This window comes from Bradyrhizobium sp. S3.2.6 (genome assembly GCF_040546885.1).
In the GTDB taxonomy this organism is placed as follows: Bacteria; Pseudomonadota; Alphaproteobacteria; order Rhizobiales; family Xanthobacteraceae; genus Bradyrhizobium; species Bradyrhizobium cytisi.
In genome coordinates, this window is the sequence record NZ_JBEPOS010000002.1 from 531,339 (window position 1) to 552,005 (window position 20,667).

Annotated in this window: 21 protein-coding genes and 1 pseudogene; 10 read left to right on the top strand and 12 right to left on the bottom strand. The window is 65.2% G+C overall.

What is annotated here, in order from left to right; all coding sequences use genetic code 11:
- The first annotated feature begins 96 nt into the window (after window positions 1-96).
- From ABID58_RS06760 to ABID58_RS06805, 10 genes and pseudogenes are all read left to right on the top strand, one after another.
- Window positions 97-1,029, top strand: a complete 933-nt coding sequence (locus ABID58_RS06760) for an N-carbamoyl-D-amino-acid hydrolase (RefSeq protein WP_354032028.1) — start codon at window positions 97-99, stop codon at window positions 1,027-1,029.
- A 60-nt stretch (window positions 1,030-1,089) separates the two neighbouring features.
- On the top strand, window positions 1,090-2,559 hold the full coding sequence (gene hydA / locus ABID58_RS06765; protein ID WP_354032029.1) for a dihydropyrimidinase: 1,470 nt from the start codon (window positions 1,090-1,092) through the stop codon (window positions 2,557-2,559).
- A gap of 216 nt (window positions 2,560-2,775) precedes the next feature.
- Window positions 2,776-4,380, top strand: coding sequence for an ABC transporter substrate-binding protein (locus ABID58_RS06770; RefSeq protein ID WP_354032030.1), 1,605 nt, complete (start codon window positions 2,776-2,778; stop codon window positions 4,378-4,380).
- Window positions 4,381-4,397: 17 nt separating this feature from the next.
- Window positions 4,398-5,339 carry an ABC transporter permease gene (locus ABID58_RS06775; RefSeq protein ID WP_148755481.1) on the top strand — a complete coding sequence of 314 codons (942 nt, stop codon included), beginning with the start codon at window positions 4,398-4,400 and terminating at the stop codon, window positions 5,337-5,339.
- Window positions 5,336-6,259: an ABC transporter permease gene (locus ABID58_RS06780; protein WP_354032031.1), complete on the top strand. Its 924-nt coding sequence runs from the start codon at window positions 5,336-5,338 to the stop codon at window positions 6,257-6,259. The genes ABID58_RS06775 and ABID58_RS06780 overlap by 4 nt, the downstream gene beginning before the upstream one ends.
- Window positions 6,260-6,278: 19 nt before the next feature.
- Entirely contained in the window at window positions 6,279-7,268 is a 990-nt protein-coding gene (locus ABID58_RS06785; protein WP_187435349.1) for an ABC transporter ATP-binding protein, read from the top strand.
- Complete coding sequence (locus tag ABID58_RS06790; protein WP_148755478.1) at window positions 7,265-8,248, top strand: ABC transporter ATP-binding protein; 984 nt, start codon at window positions 7,265-7,267, stop codon at window positions 8,246-8,248. The genes ABID58_RS06785 and ABID58_RS06790 overlap by 4 nt, the downstream gene beginning before the upstream one ends.
- A 255-nt stretch (window positions 8,249-8,503) precedes the next feature.
- Window positions 8,504-8,926: an OsmC family protein gene (locus ABID58_RS06795; protein WP_148755477.1), complete on the top strand. Its 423-nt coding sequence runs from the start codon at window positions 8,504-8,506 to the stop codon at window positions 8,924-8,926.
- Between the two features lie 245 nt (window positions 8,927-9,171).
- Window positions 9,172-9,687 carry a peptide-methionine (S)-S-oxide reductase MsrA gene (msrA, locus tag ABID58_RS06800; protein ID WP_148755476.1) on the top strand — a complete coding sequence of 172 codons (516 nt, stop codon included), beginning with the start codon at window positions 9,172-9,174 and terminating at the stop codon, window positions 9,685-9,687.
- Between the two features lie 16 nt (window positions 9,688-9,703).
- Window positions 9,704-9,811, top strand: a pseudogene (locus ABID58_RS06805) (tripartite tricarboxylate transporter substrate binding protein); the annotation flags it as partial.
- A gap of 27 nt (window positions 9,812-9,838) precedes the next feature.
- On the opposite strand, the gene ABID58_RS06810 reads toward ABID58_RS06805, so the two are convergent.
- The 12 genes from ABID58_RS06810 to ABID58_RS06865 are packed head-to-tail and all read right to left on the bottom strand — an operon-like array spanning window position 9,839 to window position 20,665.
- Complete coding sequence (locus ABID58_RS06810; protein ID WP_354032032.1) at window positions 9,839-10,468, bottom strand: FMN-dependent NADH-azoreductase; 630 nt, start codon at window positions 10,466-10,468, stop codon at window positions 9,839-9,841.
- Window positions 10,469-12,046, bottom strand: coding sequence for an isochorismatase family protein (locus ABID58_RS06815; RefSeq protein WP_354032033.1), 1,578 nt, complete (start codon window positions 12,044-12,046; stop codon window positions 10,469-10,471). It lies immediately after the preceding gene.
- A gap of 21 nt (window positions 12,047-12,067) precedes the next feature.
- Window positions 12,068-12,916 carry an MBL fold metallo-hydrolase gene (locus ABID58_RS06820; protein WP_354032034.1) on the bottom strand — a complete coding sequence of 283 codons (849 nt, stop codon included), beginning with the start codon at window positions 12,914-12,916 and terminating at the stop codon, window positions 12,068-12,070.
- A gap of 30 nt (window positions 12,917-12,946) precedes the next feature.
- Window positions 12,947-13,831 (bottom strand): amidohydrolase family protein, encoded by an 885-nt coding sequence (locus tag ABID58_RS06825; protein ID WP_354032035.1) that lies wholly within the window; start codon window positions 13,829-13,831, stop codon window positions 12,947-12,949.
- On the bottom strand, window positions 13,828-14,949 hold the full coding sequence (locus tag ABID58_RS06830; RefSeq protein ID WP_354032036.1) for a vWA domain-containing protein: 1,122 nt from the start codon (window positions 14,947-14,949) through the stop codon (window positions 13,828-13,830). The genes ABID58_RS06825 and ABID58_RS06830 overlap by 4 nt, the downstream gene beginning before the upstream one ends.
- Window positions 14,946-15,827, bottom strand: a complete 882-nt coding sequence (locus ABID58_RS06835; protein ID WP_354032037.1) for an AAA family ATPase — start codon at window positions 15,825-15,827, stop codon at window positions 14,946-14,948. Before ABID58_RS06835 ends, ABID58_RS06830 begins: the two co-directional genes overlap by 4 nt.
- A gap of 12 nt (window positions 15,828-15,839) precedes the next feature.
- Window positions 15,840-16,862, bottom strand: a complete 1,023-nt coding sequence (locus tag ABID58_RS06840; protein ID WP_148755469.1) for a xanthine dehydrogenase family protein molybdopterin-binding subunit — start codon at window positions 16,860-16,862, stop codon at window positions 15,840-15,842.
- The gene (locus ABID58_RS06845; RefSeq protein WP_354032038.1) at window positions 16,863-18,464 is read right to left on the bottom strand and encodes a xanthine dehydrogenase family protein molybdopterin-binding subunit; all 1,602 of its coding nucleotides are present in this window, start codon (window positions 18,462-18,464) and stop codon (window positions 16,863-16,865) included.
- A gap of 12 nt (window positions 18,465-18,476) precedes the next feature.
- Window positions 18,477-18,953, bottom strand: coding sequence for a (2Fe-2S)-binding protein (locus tag ABID58_RS06850; RefSeq protein ID WP_354032039.1), 477 nt, complete (start codon window positions 18,951-18,953; stop codon window positions 18,477-18,479).
- 6 nt (window positions 18,954-18,959) lie between these two features.
- Window positions 18,960-19,778 (bottom strand): FAD binding domain-containing protein, encoded by an 819-nt coding sequence (locus ABID58_RS06855; protein WP_354032040.1) that lies wholly within the window; start codon window positions 19,776-19,778, stop codon window positions 18,960-18,962.
- Window positions 19,779-20,222 carry an SRPBCC family protein gene (locus ABID58_RS06860; RefSeq protein ID WP_354032187.1) on the bottom strand — a complete coding sequence of 148 codons (444 nt, stop codon included), beginning with the start codon at window positions 20,220-20,222 and terminating at the stop codon, window positions 19,779-19,781. It abuts the gene before it with no gap.
- Between the two features lie 5 nt (window positions 20,223-20,227).
- On the bottom strand, window positions 20,228-20,665 hold the full coding sequence (locus ABID58_RS06865) for an SRPBCC family protein (protein ID WP_015686997.1): 438 nt from the start codon (window positions 20,663-20,665) through the stop codon (window positions 20,228-20,230).
- Window positions 20,666-20,667 lie beyond the last annotated feature (2 nt).

The following is a 20,667-nucleotide window of genomic DNA, read 5'->3' on the forward strand; positions in this document are numbered from 1 at the left end:
ATGGCGTGAGGCTGCGTTATGCTGCGCGTGCCGCCCCCCAGAAGCTGCGATCCCCAGCCTCGCCAAGAAATTTTTCAAATAATCAGGAACTCGCTGATGCGTATCGTCAATGTTGCCGCCGCCCAGATGGGCCCGATCCAGAAGGCCGACAGCCGCGAGGCCGTGGTCAAGCGCATGATCGCGCTGATGGACGAAGCCAAGGCCAAAGGCGCCGACCTGATCGTCTATCCGGAACTGGCGCTGACAACGTTCTTCCCACGCTGGTACGCAGAGGACCGGGCGGAGTTCGACAGCTGGTTCGAACGCGAGATGCCGAGCGCTGCGACCAAGCCGCTGTTCGAGCGTGCCGCGCAGCATCAGATGGCAATGAATTTCGGCTATGCCGAGCTGACGCCCGACGGCCGCCACTTCAACACGGCGATCCTCACCGACAAGTCTGGCAAGATCGTCGGCAAATATCGCAAGGTCCATTTGCCCGGCCATGCGGAATACGACACCAATCGGTCGCACCAGCATCTGGAGAAGCGCTATTTCGAGCCGGGCGATCTCGGCTTCAACGTCTGGCGCGAGCTGGGCGGCATCATCGGTATGGCGATCTGCAACGACCGCCGCTGGCCGGAGACCTATCGCGTCATGGGCCTGCAGGGTGTCGAGATGGTGCTGATAGGCTACAACACGCCATCGGTGAATGCGGAGCGAAGCGAGGAGGGCGTCGAGAAGCGCCTGTTTCACAACCGCCTCTCCGTGCAGGCCGGCGCGTATCAGAACGCAACCTGGGTGGTCGCGGTGGCCAAGGCTGGCGTCGAGGACGGCCATGCGTTGTTTGGCGGCAGTCTGATCGTCGATCCCGACGGCGAGATCGTTGCCGAAGCCCGGACGGACGGCGACGAGCTACTTGTCCATCCTTGCGATCTCGAGGCCACCACCTTCGGCAAAACCACGATCTTCAATTTTGCACAGCACCGTCGCATCGAGCATTACGGCCTGATCACCAGCCGTACCGGCGCGGTGCCGCCGCCGGAGAAATGATGCCCATGGTCTTCCTGCAAACTGGCAATCATTTCGCTCAGGCCTATCATGGAGTGCCTCATGACTGAACCCACTTACGATCTGATTATCCGCGGCGGCCGCGTCGCTACCACGACCGATGTGTTCGAGGCCGATGTGGCAATCTCCGGCGAGACCATCGTAGCCATCGGCCGCGGGCTTCCGTCCGCCAAGCGCGAGATCGACGCACGCGGCAAGCTGGTGCTGCCCGGCGGTGTCGACAGTCATGCGCATATCGAGCAGCTGTCCGCGGCCGGCATCATGAATGCCGACACTTTTGAAAGCGCGACCGTGTCGGCGGCGTTTGGCGGTACGACCACGGTGATCCCGTTCGCGGCCCAGCACGTCGGCATGAAGCTGCCGCAGGTGGTGGAGGATTATCACGCGCTTGCAAAGAAAGGCGCCGTGATCGACTACGCCTTTCACATGATCATCGCGGACGCGACCAGGGAGACGGTCGAGGAGCACATTCCGGCGCTGGTGAGGCAGGGGCACGCCTCGATCAAGATCTTCATGACCTACGACCGGCTCAAGGTCGACGACGAGCCGCTGCTCGACATTCTCCTCGCCGCACGCCAGTCCGGCGCGATGTTGTGCGCCCATGCCGAAAATCACGGCATCATCGCCTGGATGGTGAAGCGGCTGCTCGTGCGCGGCTACACGATGCCGAAATACCACGCCGTCAGCCACGCGCGTGTGTCTGAAGCCGAAGCCTTCACCCGGCTGATCGGCATGGCGGCGCTGATCGATCAGCCCATCATGATCTTCCATGTCTCGACCGCCGAGGGCGCAAAGGTCATCCGCGATTCGCGCGGGCAGGGGCTCAAGGTGTTTGCCGAGACCTGTCCGCAATATCTGTTCCTCACGGCTGATGATCTCGACAAGCCCGGCGCGGAGGGGGCGAAGTGGATGTGCAGCCCGCCGCCGCGCACGCATTCGGACCAGGAGGCGCTGTGGCAGGCGCTTTCGCTCGGCGATCTCCAGACCATCTCATCGGACCACGCGCCGTATCGTTACGACGAGACCGGCAAGCTGCGTGCTGGCCCCAATCCGAACTTCAAGCAGGTCGCGAACGGCCTGCCGGGACTGGAGCTGCGGCTGCCGCTGTTGTTCGACGCGATGGTGTCGAAAGGACGGCTCGGTCTTGAGAAGTTCGTCGAGCTGACCGCGACGGCACCCGCAAAAATCTACAATCTGCATCCGCGCAAGGGCTCGATCGCGGTCGGCGCGGATGCTGATATCGCGATCTGGGATCCCAATCGCGAGACCACGATTGCGGACGACATGATGCACGATCTTGCCGGTTACACGCCGTTTGCGGGCCGCAAGCTGAAGGGGTGGCCGATGTCGGTGCTCTCGCGCGGCCGCGTGATCGTCGACGGCGACAAGTGCCTCGCCAGCGCCGGCAGCGGCAAATTCCTGGCGCGGAGCGGCGGCGAGGCGGCAAAGCCGACGGGCCGGCTGGTGGCGGACATGGATCCTGAGCGGAATTTCGGAGCAAAACTGCTGTGATCGCGGACCGCGCGCGATGAGGATCGTCGCGGACCAGCACCTCGCGTGTCCTTGGCGCGGTCTCGTCCGTGCTGCTGCGCAACGATAGGCCCAAAAGGCGATGAGAACCCGCTGGCGGCCCCGCGGTTACTGGCATACCATTTGCACGCAAATGGGCTCTGTTTCACCTGCCCTTGGCCAACACGGCCGGCATCACGGCATTACCGGGAGGATTTCATGGATCGCAGGACCGTATTGAAGGGACTGGCCGGCGCGGGCGGTCTGGCATTGTCGGGTGGCGTCTCGGCGCCTGCGATCGCACAAGGCGCCTCAGCCCGCACCCTGCGCTTCGTGCCACAGGCCAATCTCGCCAATTTCGATCCGATCTGGGGCACCCAATATGTCGTGCGCAACGCGGCGGCGCTGGTCTGGGATACGCTCTACGGCATCGATTCTTCGCTTCAACCGCAACGTCAGATGGTCGAATCCGAGGAAGTAACCGACGATGGCACGACCTGGACGTTCAAGCTGCGATCGGGGCTCAAATTCCATGACGGCGAGCCGGTGCTGAGCAAGGACGTCGTCGCGAGTCTTGCGCGCTGGGCGGCGCGCGATCCGATGGGTCTGATGATCAAGGCGCTCCAGCAGGAGCTCACCGCGGTCGACGACCGCACCTTCAAATGGGTGCTGAAGCAGCCTTTCCCGAAGTTGCTCTACGCGCTCGCGAAGAACAACTCGCCTTGCGCCTTCATCATGCCGGAGCGGATCGCTCAGACCGACCCGTTCAAGCAGATTGGTGACTATGTCGGCTCCGGGCCGATGAAGTTCGCCAAGAGCGAGTGGGTCCCCGGCGCGAAAGCCGTGTTCGAGAAATTCGCCGATTATGCGCCGCGGCAAGAGAAGGCGTCGTGGCTCGCCGGCGGCAAGCAGATCCTGATCGATCGCGTGGAATGGATCGTGATGCCGGACGCGGCGACCGCAGCGGCCGCGCTGCAGAACGGCGAAGTCGACTGGTGGGAGAGCCCGATCGCCGACCTCGTTCCGGTCCTGAAGAAGAACAAGAACATCAGCGTCGATATCGGCGATCCCCTCGGCAATATCGGCTCGTTCCGCATGAACTTCCTGTACCCGCCCTTCAACGACGTGCGGGCGCGACGTGCGGTGCTGATGGCCATGAGCCAGGAAGACTATATGCGCGCCATCGTCGGCGACGACAATTCGCTGTGGAAGCCGCTGCCCGGCTACTTCACGCCGGACACGCCGCTCTATTCCGAGATTGGCGGCGAGATCCTGAAGGGCAAGCGCGATCTCGATGCGGCCAAGAAGCTGCTCGCCGAGAGCGGTTATTCCGGCCAGCCGGTGACGTGCCTGGTGGCGCAGGACCAGCCGATCACCAAGGCGCAGGGTGACGTTACCGCGGACCTCCTCAAGCAGCTCGGCATGAATGTCGACTTCGTCGCCACCGATTGGGGCACGGTCGGCTCGCGTCGTGCGGCGAAGACGCCGCCGGGACAGGGCGGCTGGAACATGTTCCACACCTGGCACGCCGGCGCGGATTGCATCAATCCCGCGCCCTACACCGCCATTCGCGCCAACGGTGACAAGGCCTGGTTCGGCTGGCCCAGCAGCCCCAATACCGAGAAGGAAGTCTCGTCCTGGTTCGAGGCCAAGAACCTCGATGAGGAGAAGGCCGCCATCGGCCGCCTCAACAAGGCCGCACTCGATGACGTCGTCTACGCCCCGACCGGCTTCTTCCTGAGCTACACGGCGTGGCGCAAGAACATCTCCGGCATCGCGAAAGGGCCGCTGCCGTTCTTCTGGGGCGTGTCGAAATCCGCATGACCGCGCGCTGAAGCCAGATGCTCTCCTACATCCTCCGGCGCATCGTCTCGACCCTGCCAGTGATGGCAATCGTCGCGCTGTTCGTGTTCAGCCTGCTCTACATCGCGCCGGGTGATCCCGCCGTGGTGATTGCGGGCGACCAGGCAAGCCCGGAGGATGTGGAGCGCATCCGCCAGAGCCTCGGCCTCGATCGACCCTTCCTGATCCAGTTCGGAAGCTGGGTCTGGCGTATCCTGCATGGCGATCTCGGCACCTCGATCTTCACCAACCTGCCGGTTTCGACGATGATCGGCCAGCGTCTGGGGCCGACGCTGTCGCTGATGATGGTCACGCTGCTGCTCACGATCGTGGTCGCGGTGCCGCTCGGGGTCGTGGCCGCGTGGAAGGCTGGCAGCCTGATCGACCGCGCCATCATGGCGTTCGCCGTGTTCGGCTTCTCGCTGCCGGTCTTCGTTGTCGGCTATGTCCTTGCCTATATCTTCGCGCTGGAGCTCGAATGGCTTCCGGTGCAGGGCTACACGCCGCTCACGGAGGGGTTCTGGCCCTGGCTGCAAAATCTGATCCTGCCGGCGGTCGCGCTCGGCTGCGTCTACATCGCGCTGATCGCGCGCATTACTCGCGCGACCATGCTCGAAGTGCTGCAGCAGGACTATATCCGCACGGCGCGGGCCAAGGGCCTGGGGCAGGGCGGCATCCTCTTCGTTCATGCGCTGAAGAACGCAGCCGTGCCGATCGTCACTGTGATCGGGATCGGCATCGCGCTTTTGATCGGCGGGGCGGTCGTGACTGAAAGCGTGTTTGCGATCCCGGGCCTTGGGCGGCTGACGATCGATGCGATCCTGCGCCGCGACTATCCCGTCATCCAGGGCATCGTGCTGCTGTTCAGCTTTGTTTACGTGTTGGTCAATCTGATGATCGACGTCACCTATACGATCGTTGACCCGAGGATCCGCTATTGACCGACATGACCGTCAACCCGCACGCGCTCCCGGCCGGCCTCGTCGTCGCGCCTCAACTGCCCGAAATCCTTCGGCCCGTCGTGATCCGGCGTGGCGTCGTCGGTTTTCTGCGCAGCCATCCGACGGTCGCCATCGGCGGCGCGCTGCTGCTGATGCTAGTTCTTATCGCGGTCTTTGCGCCCTATCTCGGCACGGTCGATCCGACCGCGCTCGCGCCAGCCAAGCGGACCCGCGCGCCCTCGGCTGTTTTCTGGTTTGGCTCCGACGTGCTCGGCCGCGATATCTACTCGCGCGTGCTGTTTGGCGCGCGGGTCTCGCTCACGGTCGGTCTGTCCGTTGCGATATTCGCCTCCGCGGCGGGTCTTGCCATCGGAATCGTCGCCGGCTTCATCCGCTGGGCAGATGGCATCCTGATGCGCTTCATGGACGGTTTGATGTCGATCCCGCCGATCCTGCTGGCGATCGCGCTGATGGCCTTGACGCGCGGCAGCGTCGGTAACGTCATCCTGGCGATCACCGTTGCCGAGATCCCGCGCGTCTCGCGCCTCGTCCGCAGCGTCGTGCTGTCGTTGCGCGAACAGCCCTATGTCGATGCGGCGGTAGCCTGCGGCACGCGCACGCCGATGATCATCCTGCGCCATATCCTGCCCAACACGCTGGCGCCGATGTTGGTGCAGGCGACCTATATCTGCGCCAGCGCGATGATCACGGAGGCGATCCTGTCCTTCATCGGCGCCGGCACGCCGCCGACCATTCCGTCCTGGGGCAACATCATGGCCGAGGGCCGCGCGCTGTGGCAGGTCAAGCCCTATATCGTGTTCTTCCCGGCGGCATTCCTGTCCGTCACCGTGCTCGCGGTCAACCTGCTGGGCGACGGCCTTCGCGATGCGCTCGATCCGCGCATGGCCAAGAGCCTCTGATGTATCGAGGCTGATCGCGATGGCACTGCTCGAAGTCGAGAATCTGCAGACCCACTTCCGCACGCCCAGCGGCATCAACCGCGCGGTCGACGGCGTATCCTTCCACGTCAATGAGGGCGAGACGCTGGCCATCGTCGGGGAGTCCGGCTGCGGCAAGTCGGTGACCTCGATGTCCCTGATGCGGCTGATCCCGGAGCCGCCGGGCAGGATCGCAGGCGCCATCCGCTTCGCGGGCAAAGATATCTTGAAGCTTTCAGATCGCGAGATGCGCGCGATCCGCGGCAACGACATCTCGATGATCTTTCAGGAACCGATGACGAGCCTCAATCCGGTGCTGACCGTCGGCCGTCAGATCCGTGAAACGCTGATGATCCATCAGGGGCTGGACCAGCAGGCCGCCGAGGCGCACGCGATCGAGATGTTGACGCTGGTCGGCATTCCCGAGCCGAAACGGCGCGTGCGCGAATATCCGCACCAGCTTTCCGGCGGCATGCGTCAGCGCGTGATGATCGCGATCGCGCTCGCCTGCAATCCGAAGCTCCTGATCGCGGACGAGCCGACCACCGCGCTCGACGTCACAATCCAGGCACAGATCCTGAAGCTGATGCTGGATTTGAAGCGCCGTGTCGGTGCGGCGATCATCCTGATCACGCACGATCTCGGCGTGGTCGCCGAAATCGCCGAACGCGTCATGGTCATGTATGCCGGCCGTAAAGTCGAGGAGGCGCCGGTCGCCGAGCTGTTCCGCTCGCCGCGCCATCCCTACACGCAGGGCCTGCTCGGCGCGGTGCCGAGGCTCGGCTCCTCGCTGACCGGCGCCGCGAGGCGGCTCGCCGAGATTCCCGGACAGGTGCCCGATCTGCGCAAGCCCATCACCGGCTGCGTCTTCGCCGGCCGCTGCGCGCTCGCGACCGATCTCTGCCGGCAATATGCGCCGGGTCTCGAGGAAAAGGCGCCGCGCCACATCGCTGCCTGCCATTACGCCGCCAAGGGAGCGGTTGCGGCATGAGCCCCCCGCTGCTCCAGGTCAACGACCTCAAGAAGCATTTTCCGGTCAAGACCGGCCTGTTCGGGCGCAAGTCCGAATGGGTCTACGCGGTCGACGGCGTGTCGTTCGAGATTGCGCGCGGCGAGACGTTGTCGCTGGTCGGCGAATCCGGCTGCGGCAAGTCGACGGTCGGCCGCGCAATCCTGCGGCTGTTCGACGTGACGTCGGGCCAGGTGATCCTCGATGGCCAGCGCATCGACGACGCGCATCCGAGCACGATGCGCCAGATGCGGCAACGCATGCAGGTGGTGTTCCAGGATCCGTTCTCGAGCCTCAATCCGCGCATGCGCGTGCGCGACATCCTCGCGGAGCCAATCCGCAATTTCGGCCTCGCCAAATCCGCGGCCGACCTCGAGACGCGCGTGACCGCGCTGATGGACACGGTGCGCTTGCCGCGGGAAGCGCTCAACCGCAGGCCACACGAATTCTCCGGCGGCCAGCGTCAGCGCATCGGCATTGCACGGGCGCTCGCGGCCGAGCCGGAGCTGATCGTCTGCGACGAGGCAGTTTCGGCGCTCGACGTCTCGGTCAAGGCGCAGATCGTCAACCTCTTGCAGGATCTTCAGCGCGAGTTCGGGCTGGCATTGCTGTTCATCAGCCATGACCTCGCGATCGTCGAGCACATGACCCACCGCGTTGCGGTGATGTATCTCGGCAAGATCGTCGAGGTGGCGCCGCGCCGGGAGATATTTGCGGCGCCCAGGCATCCCTATACCAAGGCGCTGCTCTCGGCAGTTCCGTTGCCGGAGCCCGGTGCGCAGCGCAACCCCATCATCCTCGGCGGCGACGTGCCGAGCCCGATCAATCCGCCGAGCGGGTGCCGCTTCCACACCCGCTGCCCCTACGTGTTCGATCGCTGCCGGACCGAAGAGCCGCAGCTTCGTTCGGCTGGGGGCGAACAGTGGGTGGCCTGCCACCTCGATGCGCTGCCGGCGGGATAAAGAACCTCTTCAGCCAACGTCGATCGCAAGCTGATCATCTGTCGCGGCTGAAGACATCCGGCTGGAGCGGCGCGTGGTTTCCACCGCGCGGGCGACGTCGAAATCCGGCTAGGCCTAGGCTTCCACGCCGGACAGGTCGGTATTTGACGGAACCGCTCCGGCGCTCGAACGGTTGAAGGGCGACACCGCGGTGACGCCGGGATAGCCTTCCGTCGGCGCGGTGCGCAAGCAGGCAAGCAAAACCAGGAGAAAGAGATGATCCGCAAGGCAAAGGCAGTATGGCAGGGCACCGGCCGCGATGGGACCGGCCATCTATCGAGCGAATCCGGCGTGCTCGCCGAGACGCCCTATTCGTTCAAGACGCGGTTCGAGAACGAGAAGGGCACCAATCCCGAGGAATTGATCGCAGCGGCCCACGCCGGCTGCTTCACGATGGCGCTGGCCTTCGGTCTTCAGCTCGCTGGCTTCACGCCGACTGAGCTCTCCACCGAGGCCGCGGTTACCCTCGATCCCGAAGGGAAGGGATTCAAGATCAGCAAGTCGGCGCTGACCTTGCGCGCCAAAGTGCCCAACCTCGACGACGCCGGTTTTGCCCGTATCGCCGGCGAGGCCGAGAAGAACTGTCCGGTGTCGAAAGTGCTCAACGCGACGATTACGCTCGACGCCAAATTGACCTAGCCGAATATTGGGAGCTGCGCCAGGACTTGCCGGCGCCAGGACTTGCCGGCGCCAGGACTTGCCGGCGCCAGGACTTGCCGACACCAGGACTTGCCGACACCAGGACTTGCCGGCACCAGGATTTGCCGGCACCAGGACTTGCCGGCATCGGCCTGATGAAGGCAAAGTCCTGGGCGAGAGGCCGTCGAGGATGGGGTGTTTCCGCTTGAATCGCGGCAATCCCGATGAAGCAGATGGAGCATCAAATGACGACAGAGCGCGCAGTTTTGGCTGGAGGATGTTTCTGGGGCATGCAGGATCTCATCCGCAAGCAGCCTGGCGTGATCTCGACGCGGGTCGGCTACACCGGCGGTCGGGTGAAGAACGCCACCTATCGCAATCACGAAGGCCACGCCGAAGCAATCGAGATCATGTTCGATCCCGCGAAGACCAGCTTCCGGACCATGCTTGAGTTCTTCTTCCAGATCCACGATCCCACGACGTTCAACCGTCAGGGCAATGATCTCGGCACGAGCTACCGCTCCGCGATTTTCTACACGTCAGATGAACAGAAGCACGTCGCCGAAGACACTATTGCCGATGTCGAGGCATCGGGCCTGTGGCCCGGCAAGGTGGTGACGGAAGTCGCCCCCGCCGGCGAATTCTGGGAGGCCGAGCCCGAGCATCAGGATTATCTCGAACGCTATCCCGACGGCTACACCTGCCATTTCATCCGGCCGGACTGGAAGCTGCCGCGACGTGCGGCGGCTGCGGGAGGCTAGCGGTGGCCAAGGGTTCTTGAGTCAGGCGGGCAAGATACGGCTACTCGCGGTCACACCCGACAAGCGATTGAGCAGCGCGCCTGATATCCCGACCGCCGTTGAATCGGGGATGCCGGATCTTCAGTCGCTGCAAGGGTGACAAGAGCGCAGCTCAGAACCGCTTCGCTATCTCGGCAAGGCGGCGGTGGGCGGTGTCGCGGGCGGCACGGATCGGCTCGGCCGGGCCTGCCGTCGGGCCGATCGGCACGAAGCGCACGTCGCTGACGCCTATGAAACGAAGCGCCTCGCGCAGGTACGGAGTCGCCATGTCGATGCGGCCGCGGTTCATGCCGGTGGCAAAGTCGCTGCCAGAGGCGAGGATGACGATCGTCGGCCGATCCTTCAGCAAAGGAAGGTAACCCTGCGCCGGATCGAATCGGAACGTCAGGCCGGGCTGGATGACGATGTCGAACCACTGCTTCAGCTTGTAGGGGATGCCGAAATTCCACATCGGCGTCGAGATCAGCACGCGGTCGGCCAGCGAAAAGCGCAGCGCCATCCGCTCGGCCTGCGCAAAGCTGTCCCGCTGCGCGTCGTTGAAGGCCAGCGCGTTCATCCGCGCATATTTGGCCTCGACGATGGGGCCTGCAAATTCCGGCATGCGCTCGCGCCAGAGATCGACGAGGTCGATGTCCCAGTCGGGGCGGGCCTGGCGAAAGCCGTCAAGGAACGTCCGTGCACCGGCGCTCGACTCGGAATCGGCGCGTGGGGAGCAGGAGAGGTGCAGAAGCTTCACCGCCACTCATCCCAGCGCTCTAATGACGGCGTCCGCGCGGGTGACCACCGCGACGTTCTGCATGGCAAAGTTGATCGAGGCCGAGTGCCAGTCGGCATTCATGGTCGAGCAGCAGTCCTCCGGCACGATCATGAAATAACCTTTGTCGGCACCGGTGCGCGCGGTGTGCTCGACCGACATGTTGGTCCAGGCGCCGGTGTTGATGATCATGTCGCGGCCGGTGGCTTTGAGGATCGTCTCGAGCCGCGTGCCTTCCCAGGCGCTCATCCGCATCTTCTCGACGACGAAGTCGCCGGGCCGCGGCTCGAGGCCGGAGACCGGCGCCGCGCCCCAGCTGCCGCGCACCATCGCCTTGCTGTCGACGAGACCCTCGAACAGCGGCGCGTTCAGCGTCACGCCGGGTGCGCCGGGCTCGACCACGAACCAGACGTGGATGATGACCACGCCTCGGGCACGCGCGGCCTCCGCGAGGCGGCGGACATTCTCGACGACATGCTGCTGCTTCGCGTGCCCTGGCGCGCCGGACTCGGCGAAGGCGCCGCCGTCCATGATGACGTCGTTCTGGAGGTCCTGGATGATCATGGCGCAGCGGTTTGGATCGAGGCGCAACTCGCCATCGGCCAGGATTGGCGCCGCGGCGGCAGGGCCGGCGCTCGTGGTGCCGCCACCACTGCGCCTGCCGCTCATGTAGGGCTCGTGGCGCGGGCCGGCCTTGGTCGGGATGGCATAAACCGAATGCGTCGAGGTCAGGTACAGCGTGCGGAAATCCGGTCCGCCCCAGGCGAGGTTGGCGACGAGCTCGGGCACGCGAACTTTTCCAAGCAGCTCACCATGCGGCGAATAGACCCAGACGCCGCCGGGTGCGGTGACCCAGACATTGCCGTGCTGGTCGCACTTCATGCCGTCGGGCAGGCCCGGCTCCAGCTCGGAGCGGATGCCGCTTGCGAACACCCGCGCGTTTGACAACGTGCCGTCGGCATTGACGTCGAAGACGCGGACCAGCGCCTGCACGGTGTCGTTGACATAAAGCAATGTCTCGTCGGGCGAGAAGCACAGTCCGTTCGGTTGATCGAACAGGGTTCTGTCGACCACCAGCTTGGGCTCGCTGCCGGGCACCACGCGATAGACGCCCTGGAAGCCGAGCTGGCGCGGCCGTTCGACGCCGTAGACCGGCATGCGGCCGTACCAGGGATCCGAGAAATAGATCGCGCCGGACGAGTGCACGCAGACGTCGTTGGGGCTGTTGAGCTCCTGCCCGCCAAAGTGCGAGGCCAGCACCTCGCGCCGTCCGTCCGGCCGCTCGCGGATCAGCGACGAGGTCGCGTGCTCGCAGACGATCAGGTTGAGCTCGGAATCGTAAGTCATGCCGTTGCATTTGTTCGACGGACGCTTGACCTCGGCAACGCCGCGCCGCGCATCCCAGCGCCGGCGCACGTCGCCCGGCATGTCCGAGAACAGAAGGTAGTGATCAACGGGATGCCAGATCGGCCCTTCCGTGAAGTCAAAACCTGTGCCGACCTGCCCGACCGGCGCGTAAGGGTCGATCAGCGTCTCGAATTCGGAGCGCAAGGTGACGTGTGTCATCGGTCGGTCCTCAAGATCATCTCAAGCCGGAAACCAGTTCCGCGCGGGCAGGGACTGCACGATCGGGCCCGGCACCTGGTCCTGGAGACGGCCCACGACGTTGCCGCCTTCGATCTTGGCGGGGCGGTCGTGCACCGGCAGCAGATAGCGCGAGTTGCTGAGCAGCTTCTTGATCGCGGCCTTCTCCGCGCGCTTGCTGGTGCCGTGATTGCCGGTCGTGCGCGGCTCCCAGTCGTGGATCTCGTTGAAGGGCGTGACGATCTGGTCATTGATATCGTAGATCACATCGCCGCAGATGGTAGCGATGCCGTCGGCGGTCTCGACGATGATGTTCATCGAGCCCTCGGTATGGGCGTTGGCGGCGTCGCAATAGACGCCGGGCATCAGCTCGATCGGGCCGGTGATCTCGAGGTCGAGGAAGCGCAGCGCGCTCTTGGTGTGCAGGCGGTCGATCAGGTGCTTGATGTCGGGTGCCGGATATTGCGGATGCATCAGGCCGGAAACCGAATATTCCAGCTCCTTGCGGTTGAGGACGACAGTCGTGTTCATAGGGAACAGATCGTCCTTGCCGGCATGGTCGATGTGCAGATGGGTGTGGCAGACGAAGCGGACATCGCCCATGCGCACACCGTGGCGTGCGAGCTGGTTCTCGATCATGTTCTCGTGGTACTGCAAGCCGCGCATGCCCAGCGTTTCCGTGATCTGGTTGGATCGATAGCCGGTGTCGACCACGATCGGATATTTGCCGCCGAGGATCAAAAAGCCCAGCGTGAGGACGCGGCGGGTGCGGCCGCAGTCGCGGCCAAGCACCAGGAAGCTCGATTCCAGCTCGATATCGCCGTAGTCGAGGATCTTGATCTCCAGCGCCATTCGTTTCCCTCCCTGTTCTGCTTTTATCTGTCAAAGCCGATAGACACGCGTTGCGGTGCCTCTGAAGATCGCATCTCGTTGCGCGGCACTCAGCGGGGCTGCCGCTGTACGAAATGCGTCGACCAGTTCGCGATAGCTGGTCCACAACTTCTCGATCGGGAAATTGGATCCGAACAGGCAGCGCTCGGCGCCGAAGATCGCGACGGTGTCGGTGACGACGGCGGCGATATGCGCGGGGTCGTTGCGATGGATGAACGTGCCGAGCCCCGACAGCTTGGAGACCACGTTCGGACACGTCGCGAGCCGGGCCATCCCGGCGCGCCAGGCAGCGCGCCCCCCAGGCGAAAGGTCCTCGTGCATGCCGGCATGCTGAAGGACGAAGGTCACCTTGGGACAGGACCCCGCAAGCTGCGCTCCATCCGGCATCTGAGGCGCGAAGAGTTGGAGATCAAAGCTCCAGCCGTAGTCGGCGAGGTGCGCAATGTTGCGACGGACCATGGGATCGATGCAGAGATCGGGCTTTGCGGCGAAGCGATAGAGCGGGTTCTCGTGCCAGTGCAGCTGCATGCGTACGCCGCGCACCAGCGGATAGCGCTTCAGGCGGTCGAGCTGCGGGCGCACGTCGTCGACCGCGAAATTGGCATAGGCGACGATGGCATGTGGCCAGCCGTGCTCGTCGGCGGTCTGCTGCACCCAGGCGGCTTCGTCCTCGAAGCGGTCGTTGGCCCAGTTGGTCTGGACGTAGACCGAGCGGGTGACGCCGCTGCCCTCGAGGTCGTTGAGATATTCCTGGATCGGATAGTCGCGCCGGACCGCCTCGTAGGGTCCGAAGATGCGCGGCTGCATTGGGCCGACCAGCCAGGGCAGATCGGTCTGCCGCCAGATGTGATGATGCCCGTCGACAATTCCGGTCACGCAACTCTCCTTCGTCCCAGTGCCAGTACGTGCGCGACGATCGACGCGCTGGATCCGCCGTCGACGAGGTCGTCGACGAAACGCTCGATGGCAACCAGCGCTTCCGTCTGCGGACGGAAACCCGGCCCGGTCGCGAGCGGTGTCAGCCAGCTCACGCGCCACGCGCGCCGCGACAGTTTGGCCACGGCGTCACGGAGGGCATCGGGTTCGCCCCGCTCCAGCCCGTCCGAGACGATGACCACGGCCGCCCCTCGCGCGTACCCGCCGAACCGCGGCACTGCGAGGAAGGCCCGCAGCGCGTCGCCGATGCGGGTGCCGCCGTCCCAGTCGCTGACGAGATGCGCGGCCGCACTCAACGCCTGCTCGCGCCGCTTCAGTCGCAACGAGCGGGTGACGCGGGTCAGCCGGGTGCCGAAGGTGAAGACCTCGACATTGGGCGTAGCCTGGACCAGCGCATGAGCGAGTTTCATGTTCTCCTCAGTACGGCTCTTCATCGAGCCGGAGACGTCGATCAGCAGCAGGAACTTTCGCGGGCGCTGGCGTCGCTTCATATGGCCGAGCCGCAGAATTTCGCCGTCATTCCGGACGGAGTCGCGCAAGTTGCGGCGGAGATCGGCAAAGGGACCGCGACGGGCGCGCATGCGGCGATGGCCGCGCCGCCGCGGCAGCCGCCGGGGAGCCTCGCGCGACAGGCGGCGGAGTGCATCTGTCGTGGAAAGCTGCGCAAAGCGGCGTTCAACCAGCGCCTCGGTGCGGGTGGCGGTCAGGCCGGACTCATTGGCCTCCTCGGAGAGCAGCGGCTCCTCGTCGCCGCGGCCCTCTTCCTGTAGCCTGACGGTCTCGTCGTCCTCGCCATCATCGACGCGCTCCAACGCTTCGCTGCCGCGGAAGTGGAGGTCGAACAGGCGGTCAAAACTCGCGCGGCGTTCGGGCGGTGGAGCGAGAGTGGCCAGTGCCGCCTGTCTGATATCCCCGAGGTCGCGTGGGCCGAGCAACTCGATCGCGGTCAGGAACGCGGTGGTCTGCTCCGGGGCGACGGCAAAGCTGTTGGCGCGCATGAGTGCAACGAAGGAGACGAAGATGCGGGCGGCCTGTGGCAGTTGGAGGTCGGTGCTCATGCGGTTGCCTCCGCGAGCATGGCGTCGAGCCGGGGCGAGATGAAATGCAGATCCTCCTCATCCTTCAGCGCCACGCCGATCGAGCGCCTGAAGGCGTCGGGCCAGCGGGCGCCGCCCTTGTGGAGCAGCGTTGCGGCTTCGGCCCAGTCGACGGCTTCGGCGATGCCCGGCGCTTTGCTTAGCGGCTCGCGACGGAGCCTGCCGACGGCCGCGACGACGGCGCGCGCGGTCGCCTCCGCAACGCTGGAGGCCCGCAGCATGACGATGCGTGCCTCCCGCTCTTCGGTGGGATAGTCGATCCAGTGGTAGACGCAGCGGCGGCGCAACGCCTCGTGCAAATCGCGTGTGCGGTTCGAGGTCAGCACGACGACGGGTCGCTCGGTGGCGCGCACCGTGCCGCGCTCGGGGATCGAAATCTGGAAGTCGGACAAAAATTCGAGCAGGAAGGCCTCGAACTCCTGGTCGGCGCGGTCGATTTCGTCGATCAGCAGCACGGTCGAGTCCGGCGCCCGCAGGGTCGCCAGCATGGGACGCTCGATCAAAAATGTCTCGCCATAGATGTCGATGCTCTCGTCGCCGGCCTGGCGGATCGCGAGCATTTGGCGCGGGTAGTTCCACTCGTAGAGCGCCGCGGAGGCGTCGATCCCCTCGTAGCATTGCAGGCGGATCAACCGGCGGCCGAGCACGGCGGCGATGGCTTTTGCGGCTTCCGTCTTGCCAACGCCAGGCGCGCCCTCAAGCAGCAGCGGCTTGCCAAGCGCGAGGCCGAGGTAGGCGGCAGTCGCGAGGCCCTCGTCGGCGAGGTAATAGGCGGCGCGCAGCGCCTTCTCCAGCGCCTCCGGGCTGTCGATGCCGACGATGTTGCTGCGGACCGCCATGAACCGGGCCCTCTAGCGCCGCGCCTGCGGCCGCGTGCCGCCCTGGGCCTTGATCGCACGCAACACTTTTTCCGGCGTAATCGGCAGATCGTCGATGCGTACACCGACCGCGTTGAAGATCGCATTGGCGATCGCCGGCAGCACGGGGTTCGCACACATCTCACCCGGACCCTTGGCGCCGAATGGACCGTCGGGGGCAGGGCGCTCCAGCACCGCAATGTCATGCGGGCAGATGTCGCCGGGGCCGGGCATCAGATATTCGACGAAGTCGCGCGGGCCGTGCACGGGCTCGGGATAATATGGCTCCGGGGTCTCGTAAAGCGCGTGGCTGACGCCCATCCAGGCGCCGCCGACAAGCTGCTGCTCGACCAGGCGCGGGTTGAGCGCGCGGCCGAGCTCGTAGGCCGAATCCATCCGCACCATCGCAACTTCGCCGGTCTCGTCGTCAACCTCGACCTCGGCGACCAGGCAGGCATGGGCGTAGCAGGTGGCGGGCGACATCTCGCCGGTCTCCGGATTCACTTCAGAGAGCGGCACCAGGAAGATGCCGCGGCCCGAGATGGTCTTGCCCTGCTTGAACTGCGCGGCGATCGCGACGTCCTTGGTCGAGATCGAGCGATGCGGCGCGCCCTTGACGTGGATGTTGCCGCGCCCGTCGGTCTCGAGATCGGCGGCGTTGACCTCGAGCTCTTCGGCCGCAGCTTCCATCATGACACCGCGAGCCTCGCGGGCCGCCGCCATCACCGCGTTGCCTACGCGATGGGTGCCGCGCGAGGCGAACGAGCCCATGCAATGCGGGCCGGTGTCGGAATCCGCGGTGTCGACATAGACGTCCTCGACCGGCACGCCCAGCGTCTCCGCGCAGATCTGCCGCGTCACCGACTTCATGCCCTGTCCCAAGTCGATCGACGACAGCGCCACCGTGAATTTGCCGCTGGGATTCGAATGCACCAGCGCCTGGCTGGGGTCGCCGCCCAGATTCATGCCGATGGGATAGTTGATCGACGCGATGCCGCGTCCGCGATGCCGGGTCATCTAGCGCCTCCTGGTGCCAAAGACGGAGGAGAAACGGGTCGCGCCATGCGAGGGCGTGGCCGGCCGCGGCGAGGGCGGCGGCGGCGGCGGAGGAGGTGGTGGCGGCTCGCGCGGCGGTTCGCGGGTGACGGTGGGCGGAAGCCGGTCGTAGCTGGTGCGCTGCTGCGCCGGAGTGGTGGGCCGTACGCGCGAAGAATCCGTCGGGGTCGGCGGGATCACGGCGCGGCTGCCGCCGCCGTCCTTGCGCGAGGATGCTCGCTTGAACTCCTCGCGAAGCGGCCACTTGGCTTTCTCGGCCGCGACCTGGACGCATTCGATCAGCGCGGTGTTCTTGGCTTCGCGCCGGTGCGCCTTCATGTCGCCGTCGCGATAGGCGTTGAGGATGCGGAACTCCATCGGATCCATGTTGACGAGGTGCGCCAGCTTGTCCATCTGACACTCGATCGCAAAGTCCATCGCGGTCACGCCGAAACCGCGCATGGCGGTCGCCGGCGTGCGGTTGGTGAAGACGCAGTAGACGTCGCCGTAGACGTTGGGGATGGTGTAGGGACCCGGCAAATGCGCTGCGCATTTCACTGCGGCGTAGCTGGACAGCCGCGTATAGGCGCCACTGTCAAAGTAGCAGCGGATCTTGCGCGCGACGACGCGGCCGTCGCGCATCACGCCGTCCTTGATATAGATGCGCTCGGCGCCGCGCGGCGGGCCGTATTGCATCTCCTCCTCGCGCCCGAACACATAGCGCACGGGCCGTCCGGTCAGCATCGCGCCGAGAATGGCGAGCGGCTCGGTCAGCGTGTCCACCTTGCCGCCAAAGCCGCCGCCGACCGTGCCGCCGATGAAGTGGAAGGTGTTGGACGGCACGTCCAGAATCTTGGCGCAGGTGTCGACCGAGAAGAACAGCGCCTGGGTCGAGGTGTAGACCACATAACGGCCGTTGGTGTCCGGCGCCGCGATCGCGCCGTTGGTCTCGGTCGGGGCGTGCTCGATCGGCGACATCTGGTAGCGCTGCTCCAGCACGTGGTCGGCGGTCGCCAACGCCGCGTCGGCATCGCCGAAGCGGAGCCTCTGGTGGTCGTAGGTCTCGTGATAGGTGAAGGTGTTCTTGGGATAGGTTTCGTTGACGACGGGCGCGCCGGGCTTCAACGCATCCTCGACGTCGAACACCGCCGCCAGCGGCTCGTAGTCGACCTTGACTTTTGCGATGGCCTCGAAGGCCTCGCGCTCGCTGTCGGCAACGATGGCGACGATCGGTTCGCCCTTGTAGCGGACCTTGTCGACCGCGAGCGACGGCTCGTCGTCCTTGCCGAAATTGATCAGGCTCAGAAGCGTGTTGAGATTAACCGGCACATCAGTGCCGCGGATGATCCGGCGTACGCCGGCGGAGCGCTCGGCCTCGGTGGTATCGATGCGGCGAATTCTGGCATGCGCCTGCGTCGAGCGGACGACCTTCAGATGCAACATGCCCTGCAGCATGTGGTCGTTGAAATAGCTCGACGTGCCCGTGACATGGCCGAGCATGTCCTGGCGCTGGGTGCCCTTGCCGATTTCCTTCAGATTGTCGTCGCGCTCGTCGGCGAAGATGTCCTTGCGCAGTTCCAGCATGGTCACGTTCCCTTAGGCGCTGACCCGGCCGCTGGCGGCGGCGAGGATGGCGTTGATGATCGGCTCGTAGCCGGTGCAGCGGCAGATGTTGCCGGAGATGGCTTCAATGACGTCGTCGCGACTCGGCGACGGGTTGCGGTCGAGCAGGGCCTTTGCGGCCATCAGCATGCCCGGGGTGCAATAGCCGCACTGGGCGGCAAAATTGTCGGCGAAGGCGCGCTGGAGCGGATGCAGGTTCGGGCCCTGCTTCATGCCGTCAAGCGTCTCCACCGAACGGCCGGCGACGGTTTCCGCCAGCGTCAGGCAGGAGAGGTGAAGCTCACCGTCGATCAGCACGCTGCAGGTGCCGCAGCCGCCCTGGCCGCAGCCGAATTTGGGCGTCATGTCGCCGATCAGCTCGCGCAGCGCGACCAGCAGATTGGTGCCGCCGTCGACGAAGATCGCGACGTCGCGGCCATTGTGACGAAATTGCAGGGGGATCTTGGACATGACCGTTTATTCCTGTCCTGACAGCAGACGGCGCAGATGGACGCCAACGATCTCGCGGCGATACCAGGCGCTGCCAAGCGCATTGTCGGATGGCGATGTTCCTTCCGTGACGGCGGATGCGGCCGCCGCTATGGTTGCGGTATCCAGCGAGTGGCCCTCCAGCGCCCGCTCGGCGGCGCGGGCCCGGATCTGGGTCGGTGCCATCGAGCCCAACGCGATCCGCGCGCCAGCGATCCGGCCGCCGCTGATCGGCAGATGCGCGGCCAGCGTGATGACCGAGCCGCCCTTCGGCTTGATGCGCGCGATCTTGCGATACCGAAACGCTTCGGTGCTTGCGGGACGGGTGCAGGAGACCGACAGGACCAGCGTGCCGGCTTGACGGTCGCGGGCCTGCAAAAACTCCTCAATCGGAATGTCGCGCGCGCCAAAGCTGCCTTGCACGGCGACGGTGGCATCGAGCGCCAGCAGCGCGACGGTGAAATCGCCATACGGGTTCGGGGCGAAGAGATTGCCGCCGACAGTCCCCATGTTGCGCACGGCCGGGCCACCAATCGAACGGGCAGGGGCGTGAAGGAAGCCGAGATCTCGCTCGGCAAGGACGCGCGCGAAAGTGACGCCGGCGCCCAGCGTGATGCGCGGGCCGGAGGCATCGATCCGGGTCAGCGCCTGGTCCTGGGCACGAACGACGGTCGAGATTGTGACGTCGCCCTCGTTCAGCGCGCGCATCACCAGCGTGCCGCCGCCGAGATAGCGCGCGCTGCGGTCGGTGGACAGCGCGCCCGCCGCCTCACTGGCGCTGGTGAAAGTCTTCACTGTCACGCCCATTTATGCGGCCTCCTTCAGATGGCGGCGGATTGCCTCGAACCCGGCCTGATAAATGTCTTCGGCAACCATGTGGGTGATGCGGTCGCGGTCCTCGGGCTTGGTCGTGAAGCGCGACTCCCAATGCCAGAAGGTGCGATCGCCGTCGGTGACCGGCAGCAGGCGGACATGGGCGACGTAGTTGAACATCGGGATCGGGGTATCGAGCAGACAGTAGCTGAAGCTCTGTTCGAGGTCGGACAGCGCCAGCAATTGCTCGCGCAGCTCTGCGCCGTCCTTGAGCTTGAACCGCCTGACGCAGCCGATCTTGTCCGGGGAATGTGCGCGCTCGATCGAGGAGGTCGCAACCGCCGGATGCCAGCGGTCGTGCCCGTTGAAATCGCGCAGCAACGACCACGCCGCATCGGTCGGCGCGTCCAGGATCGTGCTTTTGACGATATGCGGCACCGCCATCACCCTCCGAACACGCGCTTGAGGGCATCGAAGCCGCCCTGGAACACGCCGCCGCCGATGTTGCCGACGAGCTCCGTCTCCCGCTCCGGCGCGCAGTCGAACTCGGCGGTCCATTCCACAAAGGTCTGGTCGCCGTCGGTGACGGGCGTCAGCCGCAAGGTCGCGACGTAGTTCTCGACGCCCATCGGGGATTCCAGGATCGAGTAGGTGCAGAACATGTCGTAGTCGGAGAGGCCCAGAAGCTTCTCGCGGATGCGGTCGCCGTTGCGCAGGCGAAAATCCCTGACGCAGCCGATCTTGTCGGAGGGCTCGCCGCCCTCGATGCGGCTCTCAGCGATCGCCGGGTGCCAGTTCGGTAGGCCATTGAAGTCGCGCACGCGCGCCCAGACGCGGTCATTGCGCGCATTGACGACGGTGGAGACGTAGACGCGGGGCATGG

Bases quoted from the DNA above. Each gene is read 5' to 3' on its own strand.
- ABID58_RS06760 (WP_354032028.1), top strand. From the start codon at position 97: ATGCGTATCGTCAATGTTGCCGCCGCCCAGATGGGCCCGATCCAGAAG.
- hydA (WP_354032029.1), top strand. From the start codon at position 1,090: ATGACTGAACCCACTTACGATCTGATTATCCGCGGCGGCCGCGTCGCT.
- ABID58_RS06770 (WP_354032030.1), top strand. From the start codon at position 2,776: ATGGATCGCAGGACCGTATTGAAGGGACTGGCCGGCGCGGGCGGTCTG.
- ABID58_RS06775 (WP_148755481.1), top strand. From the start codon at position 4,398: ATGCTCTCCTACATCCTCCGGCGCATCGTCTCGACCCTGCCAGTGATG.
- ABID58_RS06785 (WP_187435349.1), top strand. From the start codon at position 6,279: ATGGCACTGCTCGAAGTCGAGAATCTGCAGACCCACTTCCGCACGCCC.
- ABID58_RS06790 (WP_148755478.1), top strand. From the start codon at position 7,265: ATGAGCCCCCCGCTGCTCCAGGTCAACGACCTCAAGAAGCATTTTCCG.
- ABID58_RS06795 (WP_148755477.1), top strand. From the start codon at position 8,504: ATGATCCGCAAGGCAAAGGCAGTATGGCAGGGCACCGGCCGCGATGGG.
- msrA (WP_148755476.1), top strand. From the start codon at position 9,172: ATGACGACAGAGCGCGCAGTTTTGGCTGGAGGATGTTTCTGGGGCATG.
- ABID58_RS06815 (WP_354032033.1), bottom strand. From the start codon at position 12,046: ATGACACACGTCACCTTGCGCTCCGAATTCGAGACGCTGATCGACCCT.
- ABID58_RS06820 (WP_354032034.1), bottom strand. From the start codon at position 12,916: ATGGCGCTGGAGATCAAGATCCTCGACTACGGCGATATCGAGCTGGAA.
- ABID58_RS06830 (WP_354032036.1), bottom strand. From the start codon at position 14,949: ATGAGCACCGACCTCCAACTGCCACAGGCCGCCCGCATCTTCGTCTCC.
- ABID58_RS06835 (WP_354032037.1), bottom strand. From the start codon at position 15,827: ATGGCGGTCCGCAGCAACATCGTCGGCATCGACAGCCCGGAGGCGCTG.
- ABID58_RS06840 (WP_148755469.1), bottom strand. From the start codon at position 16,862: ATGACCCGGCATCGCGGACGCGGCATCGCGTCGATCAACTATCCCATC.
- ABID58_RS06845 (WP_354032038.1), bottom strand. From the start codon at position 18,464: ATGCTGGAACTGCGCAAGGACATCTTCGCCGACGAGCGCGACGACAAT.
- ABID58_RS06850 (WP_354032039.1), bottom strand. From the start codon at position 18,953: ATGTCCAAGATCCCCCTGCAATTTCGTCACAATGGCCGCGACGTCGCG.
- ABID58_RS06855 (WP_354032040.1), bottom strand. From the start codon at position 19,778: ATGGGCGTGACAGTGAAGACTTTCACCAGCGCCAGTGAGGCGGCGGGC.
- ABID58_RS06865 (WP_015686997.1), bottom strand. From the start codon at position 20,665: ATGCCCCGCGTCTACGTCTCCACCGTCGTCAATGCGCGCAATGACCGC.